General features: G+C 68.5%; 18 protein-coding genes. 10 read left to right on the top strand and 8 right to left on the bottom strand.

Going from position 1 to position 19218, the window contains the following annotated elements:
* Nucleotides 1-4: 4 nt before the first annotated feature.
* The 7 genes from R0232_RS34735 to R0232_RS34705 all read right to left on the bottom strand — a co-directional run bounded on the left by R0232_RS34735 (nucleotide 5) and on the right by R0232_RS34705 (nucleotide 7630).
* On the bottom strand, nucleotides 5-1177 hold the full coding sequence (locus tag R0232_RS34735) for an aldose 1-epimerase family protein (RefSeq protein ID WP_431513843.1): 1173 nt from the start codon (nucleotides 1175-1177) through the stop codon (nucleotides 5-7).
* Nucleotides 1174-2085 (bottom strand): sugar phosphate isomerase/epimerase family protein, encoded by a 912-nt coding sequence (locus R0232_RS34730; protein ID WP_431513842.1) that lies wholly within the window; start codon nucleotides 2083-2085, stop codon nucleotides 1174-1176. Before R0232_RS34730 ends, R0232_RS34735 begins: the two co-directional genes overlap by 4 nt.
* Nucleotides 2086-2134: 49 nt before the next feature.
* Entirely contained in the window at nucleotides 2135-3262 is a 1128-nt protein-coding gene (locus R0232_RS34725) for a Gfo/Idh/MocA family protein (RefSeq protein WP_431513841.1), read from the bottom strand.
* Between the two features lie 137 nt (nucleotides 3263-3399).
* A complete protein-coding gene (locus R0232_RS34720; RefSeq protein ID WP_431513840.1) occupies nucleotides 3400-4044 on the bottom strand; it encodes a glutathione S-transferase family protein in 645 nt (214 codons plus the stop codon).
* Between the two features lie 9 nt (nucleotides 4045-4053).
* Entirely contained in the window at nucleotides 4054-5868 is a 1815-nt protein-coding gene (locus R0232_RS34715) for a 2Fe-2S iron-sulfur cluster-binding protein (protein ID WP_431513839.1), read from the bottom strand.
* The gene (locus R0232_RS34710) at nucleotides 5861-6547 is read right to left on the bottom strand and encodes a Rieske 2Fe-2S domain-containing protein (protein WP_431513838.1); all 687 of its coding nucleotides are present in this window, start codon (nucleotides 6545-6547) and stop codon (nucleotides 5861-5863) included. Before R0232_RS34710 ends, R0232_RS34715 begins: the two co-directional genes overlap by 8 nt.
* Nucleotides 6548-6556: 9 nt before the next feature.
* Nucleotides 6557-7630 carry a BMP family ABC transporter substrate-binding protein gene (locus R0232_RS34705; RefSeq protein WP_431513837.1) on the bottom strand — a complete coding sequence of 358 codons (1074 nt, stop codon included), beginning with the start codon at nucleotides 7628-7630 and terminating at the stop codon, nucleotides 6557-6559.
* A 94-nt stretch (nucleotides 7631-7724) separates the two neighbouring features.
* Between R0232_RS34705 and R0232_RS34700 the strand changes: the two genes are divergently transcribed.
* Nucleotides 7725-8408 (top strand): GntR family transcriptional regulator, encoded by a 684-nt coding sequence (locus tag R0232_RS34700; RefSeq protein WP_057590053.1) that lies wholly within the window; start codon nucleotides 7725-7727, stop codon nucleotides 8406-8408.
* A gap of 725 nt (nucleotides 8409-9133) precedes the next feature.
* Here R0232_RS34700 and R0232_RS34695 read toward each other — a convergent pair.
* Nucleotides 9134-9829 carry a GntR family transcriptional regulator gene (locus tag R0232_RS34695; protein WP_208513552.1) on the bottom strand — a complete coding sequence of 232 codons (696 nt, stop codon included), beginning with the start codon at nucleotides 9827-9829 and terminating at the stop codon, nucleotides 9134-9136.
* 142 nt (nucleotides 9830-9971) lie between these two features.
* Between R0232_RS34695 and R0232_RS34690 the strand changes: the two genes are divergently transcribed.
* The 9 genes from R0232_RS34690 to R0232_RS34650 all read left to right on the top strand — a co-directional run bounded on the left by R0232_RS34690 (nucleotide 9972) and on the right by R0232_RS34650 (nucleotide 19215).
* Complete coding sequence (locus R0232_RS34690) at nucleotides 9972-11273, top strand: ABC transporter substrate-binding protein (RefSeq protein ID WP_431513836.1); 1302 nt, start codon at nucleotides 9972-9974, stop codon at nucleotides 11271-11273.
* Between the two features lie 31 nt (nucleotides 11274-11304).
* Complete coding sequence (locus R0232_RS34685) at nucleotides 11305-12159, top strand: carbohydrate ABC transporter permease (RefSeq protein WP_208513550.1); 855 nt, start codon at nucleotides 11305-11307, stop codon at nucleotides 12157-12159.
* The gene (locus tag R0232_RS34680) at nucleotides 12159-13007 is read left to right on the top strand and encodes a carbohydrate ABC transporter permease (protein ID WP_208513549.1); all 849 of its coding nucleotides are present in this window, start codon (nucleotides 12159-12161) and stop codon (nucleotides 13005-13007) included. The genes R0232_RS34685 and R0232_RS34680 overlap by 1 nt, the downstream gene beginning before the upstream one ends.
* Before the next feature lie 5 nt (nucleotides 13008-13012).
* Nucleotides 13013-13981, top strand: a complete 969-nt coding sequence (locus R0232_RS34675) for an aldo/keto reductase (RefSeq protein ID WP_431513835.1) — start codon at nucleotides 13013-13015, stop codon at nucleotides 13979-13981.
* Nucleotides 13982-14017: 36 nt separating this feature from the next.
* A complete protein-coding gene (locus R0232_RS34670; protein ID WP_093345656.1) occupies nucleotides 14018-14752 on the top strand; it encodes a ribonuclease activity regulator RraA in 735 nt (244 codons plus the stop codon).
* Nucleotides 14753-14759: 7 nt separating this feature from the next.
* Entirely contained in the window at nucleotides 14760-15857 is a 1098-nt protein-coding gene (locus R0232_RS34665; RefSeq protein ID WP_431513834.1) for an ABC transporter ATP-binding protein, read from the top strand.
* Between the two features lie 172 nt (nucleotides 15858-16029).
* Nucleotides 16030-16386 (top strand): hypothetical protein, encoded by a 357-nt coding sequence (locus tag R0232_RS34660; RefSeq protein WP_296783416.1) that lies wholly within the window; start codon nucleotides 16030-16032, stop codon nucleotides 16384-16386.
* A gap of 313 nt (nucleotides 16387-16699) precedes the next feature.
* A complete protein-coding gene (locus R0232_RS34655; RefSeq protein ID WP_431513833.1) occupies nucleotides 16700-18130 on the top strand; it encodes an aminotransferase in 1431 nt (476 codons plus the stop codon).
* On the top strand, nucleotides 18127-19215 hold the full coding sequence (locus tag R0232_RS34650; protein WP_431513832.1) for an ABC transporter ATP-binding protein: 1089 nt from the start codon (nucleotides 18127-18129) through the stop codon (nucleotides 19213-19215). Before R0232_RS34655 ends, R0232_RS34650 begins: the two co-directional genes overlap by 4 nt.
* Nucleotides 19216-19218 lie beyond the last annotated feature (3 nt).

Below are 19218 nucleotides of genomic sequence, written 5' to 3'. Positions count from 1 at the left end.
CGCCTCAGTCCCAGCGGCCGGTGATGACCGGGTACTCGTCGGCGGGCTGTGCACAGATGGCGCGCACGCGCTCCTCGAAGGCCGCGATCTCGCCGCGCCCGTCGAGCACCGAGAAGCGCGTGGTGTAGCGGCGCTCGTCGCCATGCTCGAGCCAGATCAGCTCGCCGCGTTCGCGCGCGAAGGGCTTGCCCAGCACGTGGTTGGTGCTCGGCTCGATGCCCATCGCGTACTGGCCGCGCTGGTAGTTCTGCCACTGGAACTGGCACGGGAACTCGTCGCGGTTGACCTCGACCGCGAGGCCGATGCCACGGCCGCCGTCGAAGCCCTCGTTGACCAGCGCGACCGGGATGCGCCCCTGCGCATCGGCCGCCATCGCGTGCTCGTAGACCTGCTCGTGGAAGTCCGCCTGCGGTCCGGGCTGCGTGCGGTAGCCCACCGATTGCCGGCGCAATGCATCGGCATGCGCGGCCCAGGGCGTATGGCGGATCGGCGCGATGTAGCGGCTGCCCTCGTCGAGCACCGGATGGCCGGCGTTGATGTGGTAGCAGAACATGTGCGGCGTGCGGTAGAAGCCGTGGTTGACCACGCGGTCGTGCAGCGTGAAGCCGTGCTCGCCCACGCGCGCCTCGATGCGCCGCACCAGGTGCAGGTCCTCGCCGAACACTGCCGACTGCTGCACCACGCCCTCGCACCAGAGGATGCAGTCGTCGCCCTCCCAGCGCTCGCCGTAGCCCGTGAGCCGCGCGGGAATGTTCGCGATGCGGCCGTGCAGGCCGCTGTCGACGCTCTTGCGCGGCGTGTAGTGGTAGTGGCCGGCCGGGTCGCTGTCCATGAACAGCGTGTGGTCGAGGCCGCAGGTCACGAGCAGGCCCGAGAAGGAACGCAGCCAGCCGAGGCCGCCCTCGTCCGCGTTCTCGTGCAGCCCCGGATGCCGGAAGCCCGTGGGCGATTGCCAGCCGATGGCGGCGCCGCGGTATTCGCAGGCGCCCACGTCCATCGCGCGGTCGACCAGCACCTGGAACGCGAAGCCGGTGCCGGTGCGGAACTCGAGGCAGCGGATGCCGCGTTCCACGCCGTCGCCCAGCGTCACCAGTCGCACGCCCGCGAACTGCGCGAGCGTGCCCGCGTGTTCGCGCAGCTCGCGCCGGGTCCAGTGGCGGCCGTGGAGCTGGATCACGCGCCGGCCTCCAGCAGCTTGTCGTCGAGGAAGCGCTTGGCGCGCGGTACGTCCGATTCGTCGAGGTGCTCGATGATGATCGGGATGTTGGGATGGTGCTGCGCGAGCCGCTTGAGGTAGAGGTCGTAGTTCAGCGCGCCCAGGCCCGGCGCCGGCAGCTCGATCTCGCCCACGCCGCGGAACTGGTGCGCTTCGGAGGCATCGATGTCGGCGAACTTCTCGCTCTTGTCGTCGCCCGCGGCGCGCTTCACGTCCTTGGCATGCGCGATGCGGACCTTGTCGCCGAGCGCGTCGAACATCTGGTTCAGCACCTGGTCCATGCGGTCGATGTTGTGGCTCTCGAAGTAGTTCGTCGGGTCCATCAGCAGGCCCAGGCCCGGATGATTGACGTCGGCGAACAGGCGCAGCGTCTCCTCGACCGAGCCGATGATGTTGTTGACGTAGGTCTCGACCAGGAACACCGCGCCGTGGTCGTGCGCCTCCTGCGCGAGCTCGCGCACCACCTTCACGCAGTCGGCGTAGGCGCGCTCGCTCTTGTTGTCGGGATGCGAGGACCAGTCGCTGTCGGGGTTGACGGTGCCGGTCTCGCTGATCACGTAGGGCGTGCCGCAGTCGCGCGCATGGCGCAAGGTGGCCTTGAGGTAGTCGTTGCGGCGCTTGCGCTCGCCGGCGTCGGGGTGGACGATGTTCGTGTACGCCGACACGCAGCTGATCGGCAGGTCGTGGCGGCGGAAGGTGTCGCGCACGCGGTGGCACTTCTCGCGCGTGATGGCCTCGGGCGTGGAGAAGTCGATGTCCTTGAACGCGAGATCGAGCTGCACGGTGTTGAAGCCCTGCGCCTTGATGCGGCGCGCGGACTCCTCGAGGGCATAGGGGAAGTAGCCGCTGAAGATGCCGACTTGGATCATGGGTTGTCTCCGATGGGTTGTGGGTGGGGATGCGGGGAAAGCGCGCGGCTCAGACACCGAACTCGGCCAGCGGCACGGCGCGCCGCTCGGCGAGCGAGCGGTAGCCGGCCTCGACCAGCGCCATGGTCTTCACGTTGTCGGCGACGTCGAGCAGCGGCGCCTCGCCCTGGGCGAGCGCCCATTGCAGCTGTTCCATCACGCCGGCGAAGGCCTGCGGGAACCAGCGCGTGGACCAGCTCGGTGCGATCCATTGGCCGCCCGTGCCGTGGCGCGAGCTGTAGCGCAGCGTGCTCGGGCTGCCTTCGGGATAGTCGGGCCAGCCGATCGTTCCTTCGGCCACGCCCTCGGTGCCCTCGACGCGCCACTTGATGAAGATGCCGGCATCGAAGCCCTCGCCGTGCGGGCCGGTCCAGACGTCCTCCATGCTGAGCGCCATCACGCCGCTGCGAAAGCGCAGGGTCGAGCAGACGATGCCGTCGCTGTGTTCGAAGCCGGTGCGCGGATCGGGGCGCGCGGCGGTGTAGATGTCCTCGGGCTCGCCGAACAGGAAGCGCAGCACGTCGAGGTGATGCACGCTCATGTTGGCCAGCGTGAGGCGGCCGTAGCCGCGCAGGAACTCCTGCCAGTGCGGGATGGCGCGCATCTCGATGGTGGCGAGCACCGGCGTGCCGAGCTCGCCGCGGTCGAGCAGCTGCTTGAGCACGCGCATCGACTGGTCGAAGCGCATGTTCTGGTTCACCGACAGCGGTTTGCCGGCCGCGCGCGCCTCCTCGGCCAGCGCGCGCGCCGTGTCGAGATCGAGCGCCAGCGGCTTCTGCGCGAGCACCGCCTTCACGTGCGGCTGCGCGAGCGCGAGGCGGATCAGTTCGGGCTGGCGGTCGGGCGGAAAGGCGATGTCGACGATCTGAACCTGCGGATCGCGGATCAGCGCCTCGGGCGTGTCGTGCACCGTGGGGATGTTCCAGCGCTGCGCCACATCGGCCGCCTTGGAACGGGTGCGCGAGGCGATCGCCACCACGGGGAAACCGGCCTCGCGGTAGGCCGCGAGCTGCACGTCCGCCATGATGAAGCCGGCGCCGATGGCACCGATGCGGAAGTCGCGGCAGCGGATCGGCGCGTCGGGTTCGAAGCCGCGGGCATCGGCGGCCGGCGCGGCGGTCGCGCTCGTTGGGGTCATGGCTTGTCTCCTGTCCTGGGTGCTGAACGAGGCAGTGCTTTGCTGCCTCGCGACCGAGGTTAAGGGACGCGGCGACCCGGACCAATCGACCGGGATGAGGTTTTTTGAGGCGAATCAGCGGGGCATCCCGCGACGCATCAGGTGGCTTCGGCGTCGATGCCGAGCGCGAAGATGCCGGGCATGCCGATGAAGCCCGGGATCGACTTGACGCGCGCGATCCAGCGCCTGAGCGCGGGATAGCGCGTCAGCGCGATGCCGCCCTCGGGCGCGAGCGCGATGTAGGGGAAGCAGGCGATGTCGGCGAGCGTGGGCGTGGCGCCGACCAGCCAGCCCTCGTCCGCGGCCTCGCGGTCGCCCAGGTGGTCTTCGATGTGCGCGAACAGCTTGTGCGCGGCCGCGCGGCAGGACGGTGCGTCGAAGTCGTAGCCGAAGGCATCGTGCAGGCGCGCGGCCGAGGCACTGCGCGTGATGTCCTCGGCCACGGTGAGCCACAGCATGACCTGGGCACGGCGCTTCGGATCGGCGGGAAACCAGGTGCCGGCGCTGTCGTGGCAGCTCGCGAGGTAGACGAGGATGGCCTGCGCGTCGCGCAGCACGAAGCCGTCGTCGTCGATCACGGGCAACTGGCCGAAGGGATTGAGCGCGAGGAATTCGGCCTGCTTGTGTTCGCGCCCGGGATGGAAGTTGACCGGCACGCGCTCATGGGCGATGCCGAGCAAGGCCATGAAGAGCCGCAGCTTGTAGCAGTTGCCGGACAGCTGTTCGTTGTAGAGCTTGATCATCGCGCGCCCTCAAAGGTCGAGCACCAACGTTGCCGAGCGCGACCGCGAGACGCAGGGCAGCATCTGCATGTGGGACGCCTTCTCGCCCGCGCTCAGGTACTGGTCGCGGTGATCGGGCTCGCCGTCGATGACGGTGCACAGGCAGGTGCCGCACACGCCTTGCTCGCAGCTGGTGTCGAGGTGGATGTCGATCGCGCGCAGTGCTTCGACGATGGTGGTGTCGCTCGCGACCTGCACGCGGCGGCCGCTGCGCGCGAGTTCGACGGTGAATGCGGGGCCGGTGGCCTCGACGGGCGTGGTGCGTCGGAAGTATTCGAAGTGCACGCGCTCGGCGGGCCAATGGAGTTCTGCCGCGACGCGCTCGATGCATTGCATCAGCGGTGCGGGCCCGCAGGCGAAGGCATGCGCATCACTGCCCGTTACCAGCATCTGTCGCACCTGGTCTTCGGTCTGCTGCGGCGACAGGCCCAGGTGCAGATGCAGGTTCATGCCCAACAGTGCCTCGAGCTCGGCACGGTACGCCGCATGCTCGACCGAGCGGCAGAAGTAGTGCAGAGCCGGCCGCTTTCCTCTTGCCACGAGATCGCGCGCCATCGCGAGGATCGGCGTGATGCCGATGCCGCCCGCGATCAGCACCGCGTGTTCGATGCGCGGGTCGAGCCGGAAGTTGTTCTTGGGCAGTCCGATCTCCAGTTGCATGCCGGCCTGCACCGACTCGTGCAAGGCGATGGAACCGCCACGCGAATCGGCCTCGCGCTTGACGGCGATCGTGTAGCCCTCGTCGTCCTGGCCGCAGACCGAGTACTGGCGGATCTGGCCGTTCGGCAGGTGCACGTCGAGGTGCGAGCCCGCGGTGGCGCTCGGCAAAGGGCCGCGCCGCGGCGAGCGCAGCTTGAACTCGACGATGTCCTGCGCCACGGTTCGCTTGGCCGAGACCTCCACGCTGAGCCGCGGCCGCGGCTCGGTGCTCTGCGCTTCGATGCCCCAGCGCAGATGGATGTCGCGCAGCCAGCGGCGAAAGGTGCTCGAGGCCGCATCGGCGCGCGAAGGCACCTCGATGCGCGGATCCAGCGGCAGCTTCTTGTGGACGTGGTTCTCGAGGATCGGCTTGTCCTGCCCGAGGATGTTCTGCTGGAAGGCCATGATCTCGCCGCTCGAGCTTTCGGCATCGAACAAGCTGATCGCGAAGTGCGCGATGCAGCGCTCTTCGTCGGTGGGCTGGATGAACAGGAAGATGATGTCGGCGAGCTCGGCCGAACGGCCCGCCGGATGCTTGTAGAGCATCGGCGAGAAAGGGTTGACGACACGGTAGACGTAGTCGACGTCCGCCCCGCCCTTCGCATCCGCCGAGGCCAGCGGCTGGATGAACTTGCAGTCGCGGGCCCAGAGCTCCTGGCGGGCATCGAGCTCGACCTCGTAGCCGCGCACTTCGGTCGCTTCCTCCGAGCCCAGGATGTGGGCATGGACGAAGGGGAAATGCGCCATGTCGAGGAAGTTCTCCACCACCCGCAGCGGACCGCTGTGGATGCCGAAGCCGCCCATGTAGAGGAAGCGGCGCGCGGGGTTCGCGAAGGCCGCCAGTTCGAACAGCGGCCCGGGTTCGTCGCTGAGGCACAGCAGGATGAAGCCGCAGTGGTCGGTGGCGTGGCAAGGCCTCGTGGGCTCGGCCTCGAACCAGGCCTCGAGCGCGCCGTCGGGCTGGCGGCGCACGTGCAGGTCGTGGCCCAGCAGTCGGGCTCGCCGGCTCGTGCCGGGCGCGAGGCCGAGGCTGTCGCCGATGGCGAGCCAGTCGGCCGCGATCGCGGGATCGATGGCGTCAGGCATGTTCGGTCTCCCTCGGTGCGCGGGCCTCGGCCGTCCATCGGGCGATGTGCGTCTTGATGCTTTCGATGGCCCGTTGCTTGTCGAGGCTCGATGCACTCCGCGCGACGAGCAGGTGGACGATCGAGGTGCCGGGCATCAGCGGCTGGATCAGCAGGGCCGATGCACCTTCTTGCCAGACGCAAGTGCTCTGCCCTTGCAACCAGCCCGCGCGTTCGGCCTGCAGCGCGAAGGTGTCGGCATCGAGGTCGACCGTGAAGCTGCGCGACGGCACGAGGTCGTCGCCAAGGCGCGGCGGATAGCCGGCCGGCATGCGCGCGAGGCTGGCCCAGACGATGCCGTCGCTCTCGCGGCTGAGGTAGGTGCGCGCGCAGGCGGCCGGCGGGCTCGCGTTCTTCGGCGACGAGGGCACCGACACGCAGTGGCCGTCGCGGCCGTAGCGCCAGCCGTGGTAGCGGCAGACCAGCGTTTCCCCGACGACGAAGCCGAGGCTGAGCCGCACGCTGCGGTGCGGGCAGCGGTTCTCCCACACTTCCATCGCGCCCGAGGCCGATCGCCACAGGGCCAGTTCATGGCCGAGCAGCGTGGACTGCAGCACCTGCCCCGGCAGCAGGTTGCGCGAGAACTCCACGGGAAACCAGTCGGCGGAACTCGCCGCCGTCGCGTCTGCGGTCTGGTTCATGGCCGGGCCTCAGCGCGGGATCGCGCCCTGGATGCCCTCGGCGAACCAGTTCATGCCGGCGACCTCGGCATCGGACAGCGCGGCGCCCGGCGCCGCGCGCTGCTTGCCCGTGTTGTCCTTGAGCGGGCCGGCGAAGACCTTGAGCTTGCCGGCCACGATGTCGGCGCGCGCCTGCTTTGCCATCTGGACCACATCGGCCGGCACGCCGGTGTTCCAGTCCGCGAGGTTCACGCCGCCGTTGGCCAGGGTCGCGGCATAGGCCGTGCCCTTGAACTTGCCGTCGAGCGTGTCCTGCACGGCCTGGCGCAGGTAGGGCGTCCAGTCGTGCGTGAGCGAGGTCAGCAGCTTCTGCGGCGCGGACTTGCGATGGTCGGAGAACATGCCGATCGACCAGACGCCCTTGGCCTCGGCCGCCTGCAGCACGGCGGGGTTGTCCTGGAAGCCGGAGCCGATCACGTCGGCGCCCTGCTGCATCAGCGTGTTGGCGGCGTCGCGCTCGCTGCCGGGGTTGAACCACTCGTTGACCCACACCACCGAGACCTTGGCGGCCGGGTTGCTCTTCTGCGCGCCGAGCGCGAAGGCATTGATGGTCGAGACCACGTCGGGGATCGGCAGCGCGCCGACGTAGCCGAGCTTGTTCGACTTCGTGACCTTGCCTGCCACCAGGCCGGCCACATAGGCGGCCTCGTACCAGCGCGCGTTGTAGGTGCCGAAGTTGGCGGCCTGCCTGAAGCCGCTGGCGTGGACGAAGTTGACCTTGGGGTTCTCGGCGGCCGCCTTCAGGCCGTCGTTCATGTAGCCGAAGCTGCCGAGCACCATCAGCCCTGCCCCGTCGCCGACCAGCTCGCGGATCACGCGCGCGCCGTCGGGGCCGGCCTTCACGTCCTGCACCACCTGGGTCTTGATGCGGTTGCCGAATTCCTTCTCGAGCTGCTTGCGCGCGCTTTCGTGCACGGCCACCCAGCCGACGTCGGACACGGGGCTTTGATAGACGAAGCCGATCTGGAGCGGCTCGGCCGCGAACGCGGTTGTGGCGCAGAAGAAGGCCGCGAAGGCTGCGACAGCCGGGCGAAATTCGATCATGGGGCGTTGTCCTCGAGGGTGGGTGGGGCAGTCTGAATTCCGAGTCAGTACTCTATATCGGTATACCGATTCAGTCTAATTACAATCCCGGACCATGTCTACCAAGAACGAAGAGATCAGCGACAGCATCCGGGAAGCCGTCGCCGCCCACCGCCTGCTGCCGGGCACGCAGCTGCGCGAAGTGAGCCTGGGCAAGCTCTACGGCGTGAGCCGTACGGTGGTGCGCCAGGCGCTCCAGAGCCTGGCGCGCGAGGGGCTGGTGGACCTCACGCCGGGCAAGATCGCCTCGGTGGCCAAGCCCACGCCAAAGGAAGCGCGCGACACCTTCGATCTGCGCTGGGCGATCGAGCGCCACTCACTGGAGAAGCTGTCGCAGGCCCACACCAGGAAGGATTTGGCGGCGCTGCGCGCGCACGTCAAGCAGGAGCGCGCGGCGCGCGTGGGCAACGACATGGAGGAAGTGCGCCGGCTCGGCGCGGGATTCCACGTGCTGCTCGCGCGGCTCGCGGGCAACGACCTGCTCGCGCAGACGCTCGATCAGTTGGTTGGGCGGATCGCGCTGATCCTGCTGCTCTACCAGCACGAATACGACAAGCACACCGAATGCCTGCAGGACGAGCATGCGCAATTGATCGCCCTGATCGAAAGCGGCTCGACCGAGGAAGCGCTGGCGCTGCTGCGCAGCCACCTCCATACGGTGGAAGTCAGCCTAGGGGCGGATGCGCCCGACGACGAGGAAGCGGATCCGCATCTGAGCCGGGCCTTGCGCCGGCGCTGAATTCAGCGCCAGGCCGGCATCGGCTCAGGCGCCGGCCTTGGGCGCGCCAGGGCGCAGCACGCGCGCGACCGACGACCGGATCGCCCGATGCCAGGGCGCGCGGCTTGTGGCGGCCTCTTGCTTGGGAGGGGCGTTCCCGCTCTGGCTCGGCGGTGCTGGCGCGGTGTCCGTCCCCGGATCCGGAAAAAACTGTGCGAGCCATTCGCACTCGGCACGTGCCATGAACTTGTCCATGCCTGATCCTCGGCTGTAACACTATTGAAATCATTTTAATAAGAATGATTCTTATTGGCATGGTTTCACACAAGCTTTACGTGGACTCGGAGCCGGATCGGGCGGCACAAAGAAAAGCGCCCGGCACGAGGCCGGGCGCGAAGCCTAAGTTGCTGTCACACACTAGGCGCCCAGCCGAGGGAGGAACGGCCAGACACAAGGATGTTCGAGCCTGAAACAGTCATCTCACGTCAGACGACACCGACATTTCTATGGGAGGGCGGGCTTTTTGGCATCCCATATGAAGAATTCTGAGCAATTCTTCACGATTCTTGCAATGGCCTACACGCGCTGCCTCCCAAAGGCTGACGCGTCTCTTACGGCTTCGCATCGAACATGGCGTCGCTGTCACGCACCAGGGTGCCAAGAAGAGCAAGAAGAACCTCCCTCTGGGCCCGCAAGGGATGCACCCGCTTCGGCGGGTGTTTTTTTGCGCGCTTCATTTGTGCGCTTCAGTCCTCGAAGTAATCCGGATACCGCGCCGAGATACCCTCGATGAACCCCTCGATCAGCCGGATGTGCGCCTGCAGCTCCCTCACCAGCAGTTCGGTATCGGCCGCCACCAGCGCCGCGGCGATGCGCTCGTGCTGCTCGGCGGCCTTGATGTTGCTCTGCAGCTCGGGAATCGCCATGCGGCGCACGCGTTCCATGTGCGCGCGCGCCTGGCGCACCGGCTCCCAGGCGCGCGGATGGCCCGACAGGTCGATCAGCCCGCGGTGCAGGTCCTCGTCCTTGTTCAGGCCCTCCTCGATGTCGCCGCGGTCGACGGCCGCGCGCTGGCGCAGCATCAGCCGGTGCAGCGCCTCGCGCTCCTCGAGCGGGGCCTTCACGGCCAGGCGCGCGGCCGCGCATTCGATCGACTCGCGGATGAACAGCGCGTCCATCAGCTCGCGTCGGCTCATCTTCGAGACCACGGTGCCCACCTGCGGCACCACCTTGAGAAAGCCTTCGGCGGCCAGCCGGCGGAACGATTCGCGCACCGGCGTGCGGCTCACCTCGAGCTGGTTCGCCATCTCGATCTCCGAGATCGCGCGGCCCGGCGCCAGCGTGGCATTGACGATGGCGGTGCGCAGCAGTTCGTAGACCTGCTGGCTGGTGCTCTCGCGCGGCGGCATCTTCAGCGCGGGCTTCAGCAAAGGCGCATTCATCTTGTTCGGAAAGTGGGATCGCGGCCGATTATGGGCCGGCCGATCGCGAAAGAACTTGATCCGGCTCAACTGGTATACTAGTATCCCAGAACGCCATAAAGAAGGCGTCATGAGCGACAACCTCGGAAACCGGAGACAAGAAATGAAGCTATCCCTGCGGGCCGCGCATCTGCTGCGGGCCATGGTGGCGGGTGCGGGCATGGCCGCGGCCATGTCGGCGCATGCCGATGTCACGATCACCTATTCGGACTGGCAGCTCGCGCAGGACGTCTGGGGCAAGTCGCTCAACGGCGTGATCGACGCCTTCGAGAAGGCCAACCCCGGCATCAAGGTCAAGCGCGAGCCGGTGCCGCTGGCGCAGCGCGACGTGAAGTACAGCACCGCGATCCGCGCGGGCGAAGGCCCCGACGTGTTCGCGCTCGACGCCAACCCGGTGCGCCAGTACATCGCCGAGGGCTGGGTGCGCGACCTCACGCCCTACATCCAGAAGGAAGGCGGCAGCTTCCTGGCCGACTTCTATCCGAACTCGCTGCTGCCGGTCACCGTCACCGGCAAGACCTGGGGCATCCCGATGAACACCGTCGCGATGACCCTGGTCTACAACAAGAAGCTGTTCGCAGAGGCCGGCGTGGCCGGGCCGCCCAAGACCTGGGACGAGTTCCGCGCCGCCGCGAAGAAGCTCACGCGCTCGTCGACCGGTGGCTCGGCGATCGACCGCTGGGGCTTCTCGGTGGTGCTCGCGCCGGCCGGCTTCGACCTGCGCGTGTCGTCGATCCTGCGCGGCTTCGGCGCCGACTTCATCACGCCCGACGGCCAGCATTCGACGCTCGACACGCCCGAGGCCAAGGCCGCCTTCAACTTCATCGTCGACCTGATCCTGGTCGACAAGTCGGTGCCGCCCGGGGCCGCGCAGGTCGACGCCAACGGCTCGCGCCGGCTGCTGGCCAACCGCACCGTGGCGATGAAGATCGGCACCACCTGGAGCTACCCCGAGGTCAGCGCGATGAACCCGCAGCTCGACGGCTGGAACGTGCTGGCGATGGCGCCGATGCCGCAGCCGGCCGGCAGCAGCAAGCAGGTGCGCACCACGCTGTTCCAGAAGTCGATCTTCGTCGGCAAGAACAGCAAGCATCCCGAGGAAGCCTGGAAGCTCGCGAAGTACCTGACCGACAGCGCGAGCATGAAGAAATGGTTCGACGACAACAACATGCTGTCGTCGCGCAAGAGCGTGAACGAGGGCTACGACAAGATCGCCAACAGCGAATCGGCGCGCATCGTCGCGGCCGAGATCGCGCATGGCGCCTTCCTGCCGCAGACGCCGAAGTGGCCGCAGGCGCTGGAGATCTTCCGCCAGAACCTGCAGGCCGCGGTGGCGGGTTCGAAGCCGCGCGAGCAGGCGCTGGCCGACGCCCACCAGCAGATCGAAGCGCTGCTCAAGCAGTAAGCCCCCGGGCGTTCAAGCGAAGGAGGCGACGATGTCCGACGAGTCCCGCGGCGCGGGCTATGCCTTTGTCATGCCCGCCGTGGTGCTGATGGTGGTGATCCTGGGGTTCCCGGCCATCGCCTCGGTGTTCCAGAGCTTCGGCGCCGGCGGCAGCGCGCCGATGGGCCTGGGCGCCTACCGGCGGCTGCTGGGCGATGCCGAGTTCGCGCGCACCCTGTTCAACACCGCGCTGTTCGTCGGTACCGTCGTGAGCCTGCACCTCGTGCTCGGGCTGGGCGTGGCGATGCTGCTCAACCTCGACATGAAGGCGCGCTGGCTGTTCCGCGTGATCGCGATCCTGCCGTGGACCATGCCCGACGTGATCGGCGGGCTGATCTTCCGCTTCATCTTCGACACGCTCACCGGCGGCATCAACGCCGTGATGCAGCGGCTCGACCTGCCCGGCCCGATCGACTGGCTCGGCGACCCCTCGCTGTCGCTGCTGTCGGTGATCGTGGCCGAGACCTGGCGCGGCTATCCCTACGTGATGCTGATCCTGCTGGCCGGCCTGCAGGCGATACCGCGCGACCAGTACGAGGCGGCCGAGATCGACGGCGCCGGCGCCTGGAAGAAGTTCCGCCACATCACGCTGCCCAACCTGCGCACCATGATCCTGCTGGCCGTGGTGCTCGACGCGATCTGGGAATGCCGGCTGTTCGGCATGGTCTACGGCATGACCGGCGGCGGCCCCGGCTACGCCACGCAGAACCTCTCGCTGCAGGTCTACAAGAACTACTTCCAGTTCTTCGACACCGCCTATGCCTCGTCGATCGCGGTGGTGCTCGCGGCGATCCTGATGGTGCTCGCGGTGCCCTACGTGCGGCTCACGCTCAAGGAGGACAAGTGATGCGCAGCCACGACGAGAGCGGCGGCGGCTTCGCGCGCTGGCTCGGCCTCTACGCGGCGCTGGCCGCGATGGCGCTCTACAACCTGCTGCCCTTCTTCTGGATGGTGTCGTCCTCGTTCAAGACCGACATCGAGGTCACGAGCTTTCCCGCCACGATCCTGCCGCAGTCCTTCACGGTCGATGCCTATGCGCGCATCTGGGGGCAGGAGGGGCTGGTGCGCTACTTCCTCAACAGCCTGCAGGTGTCCGGCGCCACCGCCCTGCTCTCGGCCACCATCGGCGTGTTCTGCGCCTACGGCTTCTCGCGCTTCCGCTTCCGCGGGCGCGACACCATGATGGTGATGTTCCTCGCGAGCCAGGTGATCCCGGGCGTGCTGCTGGTCGGGCCCTACTTCAAGATGATGTCCTTCGCGGGGCTCTACAACACCCACCTCGGACTGATCCTCGCGCAGACCACGCTGACCCTGCCGTTCTCGGTCTGGATGCTCAAGGGCTACATCGACAGCGTGCCGCTGGAGATCGACCAGGCCGCCGAGATCGACGGCGCCTCGCGCCTGCAATGCCTGTGGCACTGCATCCTGCCGAACATCCTGCCCGGGCTGGTGGCGACCATGGTGTTCGCCTTCCTGCTCGCCTGGGGCGACCTGCTGTGGGCGCTGTGCCTGATCAGCGAGCCCAGCAAGCAGACGATGACGCTGGGCATCACCAACCTGGTGGGCCAGTTCCGCGTGCTGTGGTCCGACATCATGGCCGCCACCGTCATCGGCTGCGCCATTCCCGCCGGGGCCTATGTGTTCCTGCAGCGCTACCTGGTCAAGAGTTCGGCCGGCTCGGCCGTGAAGGGATGAGGCCGATGGACCACTTCACGCTGGGCGCCAGCGGCGTACGGCTCTCGCGCATCGTGCTCGGTGGGCACGAGTACCTGCCCGACGGCCGCTCGCGCGCCTTCAACGAGGACCTGCGCCTCGCGGTCACGCCCGGCCACCTGTTCCCGAGCTTCGGCGGGCCGCTGCGCCGCTCGGTGCTCGAGCGCGCCTACGCGCTGGGCATCGACAGTTTCGACGTGACCATGGACTCGGAGAAGGAAGCGCTGGGCCGCAACCTGCGCGAGCTGCCGCCGCCCGGAGCGGCCGTGGTGCAGACCCGGCCCGAAGGCATGGTCTACGGCTACGACCCCGGCAACCGCCGGATGGTCGCGCCGGGCCAGCTGCGCGAAGAGGTGCTGCGCATCCTCGCGCTGATGGGCCGCGAGTGCATCGACATCCTCAATCTCGGCATCCTGAAGGACGCCATCGAACAGGACCGCGCCTTTCCCGCCAAGCTCGCGCAAGCGGTGCGCGCGCTCCAGCGCGAAGGGCTGATACGTTGCGCCGCGGCCGACAGCTTCTCGGGCGCGGCCACCTACCTCGCGCTGCTCGAGACCGGCGCCTTCGCCTCGCTGAACCTCAACTTCAACCTGGCCGACGACGGCGCCCTCGAGCGGCTGATTCCCGCCGCGCAGGCCATGGGCGTGCGCGTGGTGGTGCGCGAGGTCTTCATGAAGGGCGAGCTGTTCCGCATCGCCGCGGCCGCCGGCATCGACGACCGCGCCGCGGTGGCGCGCGCCGCCATCCGCTGGACGCTGGCGCAGCCCGGCGTCGACGGCCTGATCGTCGGCGCGGGCACGCCCGAGCAGCTGTCGGCCAGCGTCGACGCGGCCGCGCGGCCCGAGCTGTCAGACGCCGACCAGGCGCTGCTGCGCACCCTGCTCGCGCACCCGCGGCTGCAGCAGGCGCGCGAGCGCAACCGCCTCGCCTTCGCGCAGCCGATCGGCAACGCCTGATCCACCGCGCAGATCCACTTTTCCAGGCCTTCATCCATGACCACCTCCACGACCCCGACCCTCAGCCCCGAGCGCGCGGCGCAACTGCGCGGCATCAGCATCGCCACCCTGTCGACCGCGCTGTTCAAGCGCGGCCTGCGCAATGCCGTGGTGCAGGGCGCGCTGCCGCTGAACCGGCGCGCCGCGCGCATGGTGGGCCTGGCGACCACGCTGCGCTACATCCCGGCGCGCGAGGACCTCGACCACCTGGGCGTGTTCGCCGACCGCGAGAACGCCCAGCGCAAGGTGGTCGAGACCATCCCGCCGGGCCACGTGCTGATGATCGACAGCCGCGGCGACGCCAGCGCGGCCTCGGCCGGAGCCATCCTGATCACGCGCATGCTGCGGCGCGGCGCCGCGGGCGCGGTCACCGACGGCGGCTTTCGCGACACGCCCGAGCTGCGCGAACTCGACTTCCCGGTGTACTGCCGCCAGCCGGCCGCACCGACCAACCTCACCAAGCACCATGCGATGGACATCGACGTGCCCATCGGCTGCGGTGGCGTGCCGGTCTACCCGGGCGACGTCATCGTGGGCGACGCCGAGGGCGTGATCGTGATCCCGCCGCACCTGGTCGACGAGGTGGCCGAGGAGGCCGCGCAGATGACCGAGTTCGAGGACTACGTCACGCGCCAGGTCGACCAGGGCGCTTCCACCTTCGGCCTCTACCCGCCCTCGGACGAGAGCCGCCGCGCCTACGAGGCATGGCGCGCGGCGCAAGCGAAGGCCTGAGCGCGCCATGGCAGCGATCCAGATCGACAAGGTCAGCAAGTCCTTCGGGGACACGGCCGTCATCAAGGAGGTCAGCATCCCGATGGCCGACGGCGAGTTCGTCGTGCTGGTCGGACCCTCGGGCTGCGGCAAGTCGACCCTGCTGCGCATGATCTCGGGGCTCGAGCGCGTGAGCGCGGGCGAGATCCGGATCGGCGAGCGGCTGGTGAACCACCTGCCGGCCAAGGAGCGCGACATCGCGATGGTGTTCCAGAACTACGCGCTCTATCCCCATATGACGGTGGCCGACAACATGGGCTTCGCGATGAAGATGCGCAACGAACCCAGGGCCGAGATCGAGCGCCGGCTGGCCAACGCGGCCGCGATCCTCGGGCTCGAGCCGCTGATGCAGCGCTTTCCGAAGCAGCTCTCGGGGGGCCAGCGCCAGCGCGTGGCCATGGGCCGCGCCATCGTGCGCGATCCGCAGGTGTTCCTGTTCGACGAGCCGCTGTCGAACCTCGACGCCAAGCTGCGCGTGCAGATGCGCGCCGAGATCAAGGCGCTGCACCGCCGGCTCGGCACCACCATGGTCTACGTCACGCACGACCAGATCGAGGCCATGACCATGGCCGACCGCATCGTGGTGATGCGCGACGGCGTGGTCGAGCAGATGGGCGAAGCGCTCGAGCTCTACGACCGGCCGCGCAATGTCTTCGTGGCGGGCTTCATCGGCTCGCCGGCCATGAACTTCGTGCCGGGCCGGGTCGAATCGCCCGACGGCGGCGCGCCGGTGCTGCGCGCCCCCGAAGGCCTGGTGCTGACGCTGCCCGAGGCGGCACGGCGCTGGGCCGGCCAGGACTGCACCTACGGCGTGCGGCCCGAGGACATCGCGCTGGGGGGAAGTAGTGGCGGCGCGGGCGAAGCTTCGGCCGTGGTGCGGTCGATCGAGCCGACCGGGCCCGAAACGCACGTGGTGCTCGGCATCGGCGAGACGCTGCGGCTGAACTGCGTGCTGCGCGAGCGCACCCAGGCCCGGGTCGACGACCGGGTCGGCTTCGTGCCCGACGTGCGCAAGGTCCACCTGTTCGATACGCGAACAGGTCTGCGGCTGGCATTCGACGCCTGAATCCGGGCGCCTCACCGCCCTTCGGGGCTGCCGGCGTTACGGGCGTTACGTTCCCTCGGGAACAAACGAAACGTGACACGGAACAAAAATGTGTCAAAAAGTGAGGAAAACTGCACAGCCTTGAAGGCAGGTTTCGTCGGCGGCCCTTGTGCCTCCGCCGGGCCTGCCTAGCATGCAGTTAATGATTTTTAACAATTTCATCGCCGAGATCTTTCCGGGTGTGGAGACCGCCCAGATCCGCGTCCATTGGCGCTGGGATGTGCGCCACCACGAGGACGACGAGCACCACGATGGCGGCATGTGGGTGCCGGCCACGGCCGCGGCCCGGCGCGAGGCGCGCATCGTGTGCGAGGTACAGAACGCGGTCTATGGCGCGGGCTCGCACTGGATCGAGGAGCGCGACCGCCCGACCTTCGCGCTGCCGCGGCCCCACCTGCGCCGCGCCTTCTCCGCGCGCGAGCTGATGATGTCCAAGTGCTCCCCATTTTCCGTGGGCAACTTTGTGGATAACTCAGGTACTGCGTTGTAAAAGCGATCTAAGCTGTTGTTTTCAAAGGGGAAACAACAGTCTGCTTAAAGTTTGTGCGGTGCACAGCTTTGTCCGGCAGCTTCCTGGCGCCATCTTTTCCCTGACGAACGCCCTCCACCGCTGAGGGCGCGAGCGCCGAACCCCTTCATCCTTTGGTATTCCCTCCGCCCGGTCACCTTCGGCCCGGGCGCGCTGCGCATGGGCCTTCGCGTGCCCGCCGCCCCCCTCTATCCAGCGTTTTCGCGCCGCCAGCCATCGGCTTGCACCGTTTCGATTCGTCATATAGGATATATCCTGCATCCAAACCCAGACCATGACCGACATCGAAACCCTCTCCCCGGACACGGCGCGCCAAAGCGCCGTCGGCAAGGCCGACACGGCACACCACCTGCATTCCCAGACCAACCTCCAGACCCACCGCAGCCGCGGCCCGCTCGTGATGGTGCGCGGCGAAGGCGCCTACGTGTTCGACGAGCACGGCCAGTGCTACCTCGAGGGCATGGCCGGCCTGTGGTGCGCCTCGCTGGGTTTCTCCGAGTCGCGGCTGGTGGACGCCGCGCTGCGCCAGATGCGCCGGCTGCCCTACTACCACACCTTCAACCACCGCTCGACCGACGTCGCCTCGCTGCTCGCGGCCAAGGTCGCGGCGCTGGCGCCGATGCGCGATGCACGCGTGTTCTTCGCCACCTCGGGTTCGGAGGCCAACGACAGCATGGTGAAGCTGGCCTGGAACTTCCACATCGCGCGCGGCGAGCCGGCGCGCCGCAAGATCCTGGCGCGCCAGCGCGGCTTCCATGGTTCGACGGTGATGGGCGCGAGCCTCTCGGGCCTGCCGAACATGCATGCCGCCTTCGGCCTGCCGATCCCCGGCATCGTCCGGCTCGAATGCCCCTCCGCCTACCGCCACGCCCTGCCCGGCGAGAGCGACGCGGCCTTCGTCGACCGGCTGGTGGCCGACCTCGAGCAGACCATCGAGCGCGAGGGCGCCGGCACCATCGCGGCCTTCATCGCCGAGCCGATCATCGGCGCCGGCGGCGTGCTGGTGCCGCCCGAGGGCTACTTCCCGCGCGTGCAGGCGGTGCTGCGGCGCCACGGCATCCTGATGCTGTCCGACGAGATCATCTGCGGCTTCGGCCGCACCGGCGAATGGTTCGGCGCGCAGTCCTTCGGCTTCGAGCCCGACATGATGGCCTGCGCCAAGGGGCTGTCGGCCGGCTACGCGCCGATCTCCTGCGTGGTGGTGGCGCCCCGGGTCTACGAGGTCATCGAGGCCGAGAGCGGCCGCACCGGCGGTTTCGGCCACGGCTTCACCTACTCCGGCCATCCGCTGGGCGCGGCCGTGGCGCTCGAGGCGCTGTCGATCTACGAGCAGATGGACCTGCCGGCCCATGCCCGGCGCCTCGGCGAGCGGCTGCACGCGAGCCTGGCGCCGCTGGCCGCGCATCCGCTGGTCGGCGAGATCCGCGGCAAGGGCTTCATCGCGGGCATCGAGCTGGTGCGCAACCGCGACACGCGCGAGGCCTTCGATCCCGCGCAGGGCGTGGGCGCCCAGGTCGAGCAGGCCACGCGCGAGCGCGGCCTGATCGTGCGCAACATGGGCGACGTGATCGCGCTGAGCCCGCCCTACGTGCTCGACGAGGCCCAGGTCGAATGGATGGCGCGCACCCTCGGCGCCGCGCTCGACGAGGTGGCCGCGCGCGATCCCTGGAAGGCACCCGCCGCAGCGCGAAAGGAGGCAGCGTGAACACCACGACGGAACGTCCGCTGATCGAGTTGATCGGCGTCCAGAAGAGCTACGACGGCGAGCACCTCGTCATCCCCGACCTGAACCTGGCGATCCGCCGCGGCGAATTCCTCACGCTGCTGGGCGCCTCGGGCTCGGGCAAGACCACCACGCTGATGATGCTGGCCGGCTTCGAGAACCCGACGCGCGGGCGCATCCTCATGGACGGCCGGCCGATCCAGGACGTGCCGCCGCACAAGCGCGGCATCGGCATGGTGTTCCAGAACTACGCCCTGTTCCCTCACATGAGCGTGGCGCAGAACCTGGCCTATCCGCTGAAGATGCGCGGCATCTCGGGGCAGGCGCTGCGCGACAAGGTCGACCGCGCGATGCAGCTGGTGCGGCTCGCGGGCATGGCCGAGCGCAAGCCGGGCCAGCTCTCGGGCGGCCAGCAGCAGCGCGTGGCGCTGGCGCGCGCGCTGGTGTTCGACCCCGAGCTGGTGCTGATGGACGAGCCGCTCGGCGCGCTCGACAAGAACCTGCGCGAGCACATGCAGTACGAGATCAAGCAGATCCACCGCGAGCTGGGCGTGACGGTGGTCTACGTCACGCACGACCAGGGCGAGGCCCTGACGATGTCCGACCGGGTCGCGGTCTTCCACGACGGCCGCATCGAGCAGCTGGCGCCGCCGCGCACCATCTACGACGCGCCCGCCACCGACTACATCGCCACCTTCATCGGCGAGAACAACCGCCTCGACGGCACGATCGAGGCCGCGGGCGTGCTGCAGCTGCGCGACGGCCTGCGGATCCCGCTGCCCGAGGCCGGCCAGGGACAGGCGGCGCATCCGGCGGGCGCGGGCTGCGCGCTGGTGCGGCCCGAGTGCGTGCGGCTGGCCGACGGCCAGGGCGTGCAGGTCAGCGCCGAGGTGGTCGACCTGGTCTACCTGGGCGACCACACGCGGCTGATCGCGCGGCTGCGCAACGGCGACCAGATCGTGGCCAAGCTCGGCCACGGCACGCTGCCCAGCGATACCGTGGTGGGCGCGGACGTCGCTCTGGGATGGCAATCCCGCGATATGCTCGTTTTCGCGCGACCCGCCTGAAAA

The sequence above is a fragment of the Variovorax sp. DAIF25 genome (assembly GCF_050711835.1).
Lineage (GTDB): Bacteria > Pseudomonadota > Gammaproteobacteria > Burkholderiales > Burkholderiaceae_C > Variovorax.
Note: the sequence above shows the minus strand (reverse complement) of the source record. Positions and strands in the feature narration are given on the sequence as shown.

Excerpts from the sequence above, each read along its gene's own strand:
- R0232_RS34730 (WP_431513842.1), bottom strand. The coding sequence starts at position 2,085 with ATGATCCAAGTCGGCATCTTCAGCGGCTACTTCCCCTATGCCCTCGAG.
- R0232_RS34725 (WP_431513841.1), bottom strand. The coding sequence starts at position 3,262 with ATGACCCCAACGAGCGCGACCGCCGCGCCGGCCGCCGATGCCCGCGGC.
- R0232_RS34720 (WP_431513840.1), bottom strand. The coding sequence starts at position 4,044 with ATGATCAAGCTCTACAACGAACAGCTGTCCGGCAACTGCTACAAGCTG.
- R0232_RS34715 (WP_431513839.1), bottom strand. The coding sequence starts at position 5,868 with ATGCCTGACGCCATCGATCCCGCGATCGCGGCCGACTGGCTCGCCATC.
- R0232_RS34710 (WP_431513838.1), bottom strand. The coding sequence starts at position 6,547 with ATGAACCAGACCGCAGACGCGACGGCGGCGAGTTCCGCCGACTGGTTT.
- R0232_RS34705 (WP_431513837.1), bottom strand. The coding sequence starts at position 7,630 with ATGATCGAATTTCGCCCGGCTGTCGCAGCCTTCGCGGCCTTCTTCTGC.
- R0232_RS34700 (WP_057590053.1), top strand. The coding sequence starts at position 7,725 with ATGTCTACCAAGAACGAAGAGATCAGCGACAGCATCCGGGAAGCCGTC.
- R0232_RS34695 (WP_208513552.1), bottom strand. The coding sequence starts at position 9,829 with ATGAATGCGCCTTTGCTGAAGCCCGCGCTGAAGATGCCGCCGCGCGAG.
- R0232_RS34690 (WP_431513836.1), top strand. The coding sequence starts at position 9,972 with ATGAAGCTATCCCTGCGGGCCGCGCATCTGCTGCGGGCCATGGTGGCG.
- R0232_RS34685 (WP_208513550.1), top strand. The coding sequence starts at position 11,305 with ATGTCCGACGAGTCCCGCGGCGCGGGCTATGCCTTTGTCATGCCCGCC.
- R0232_RS34680 (WP_208513549.1), top strand. The coding sequence starts at position 12,159 with ATGCGCAGCCACGACGAGAGCGGCGGCGGCTTCGCGCGCTGGCTCGGC.
- R0232_RS34675 (WP_431513835.1), top strand. The coding sequence starts at position 13,013 with ATGGACCACTTCACGCTGGGCGCCAGCGGCGTACGGCTCTCGCGCATC.
- R0232_RS34670 (WP_093345656.1), top strand. The coding sequence starts at position 14,018 with ATGACCACCTCCACGACCCCGACCCTCAGCCCCGAGCGCGCGGCGCAA.
- R0232_RS34665 (WP_431513834.1), top strand. The coding sequence starts at position 14,760 with ATGGCAGCGATCCAGATCGACAAGGTCAGCAAGTCCTTCGGGGACACG.
- R0232_RS34660 (WP_296783416.1), top strand. The coding sequence starts at position 16,030 with ATGCAGTTAATGATTTTTAACAATTTCATCGCCGAGATCTTTCCGGGT.
- R0232_RS34655 (WP_431513833.1), top strand. The coding sequence starts at position 16,700 with ATGACCGACATCGAAACCCTCTCCCCGGACACGGCGCGCCAAAGCGCC.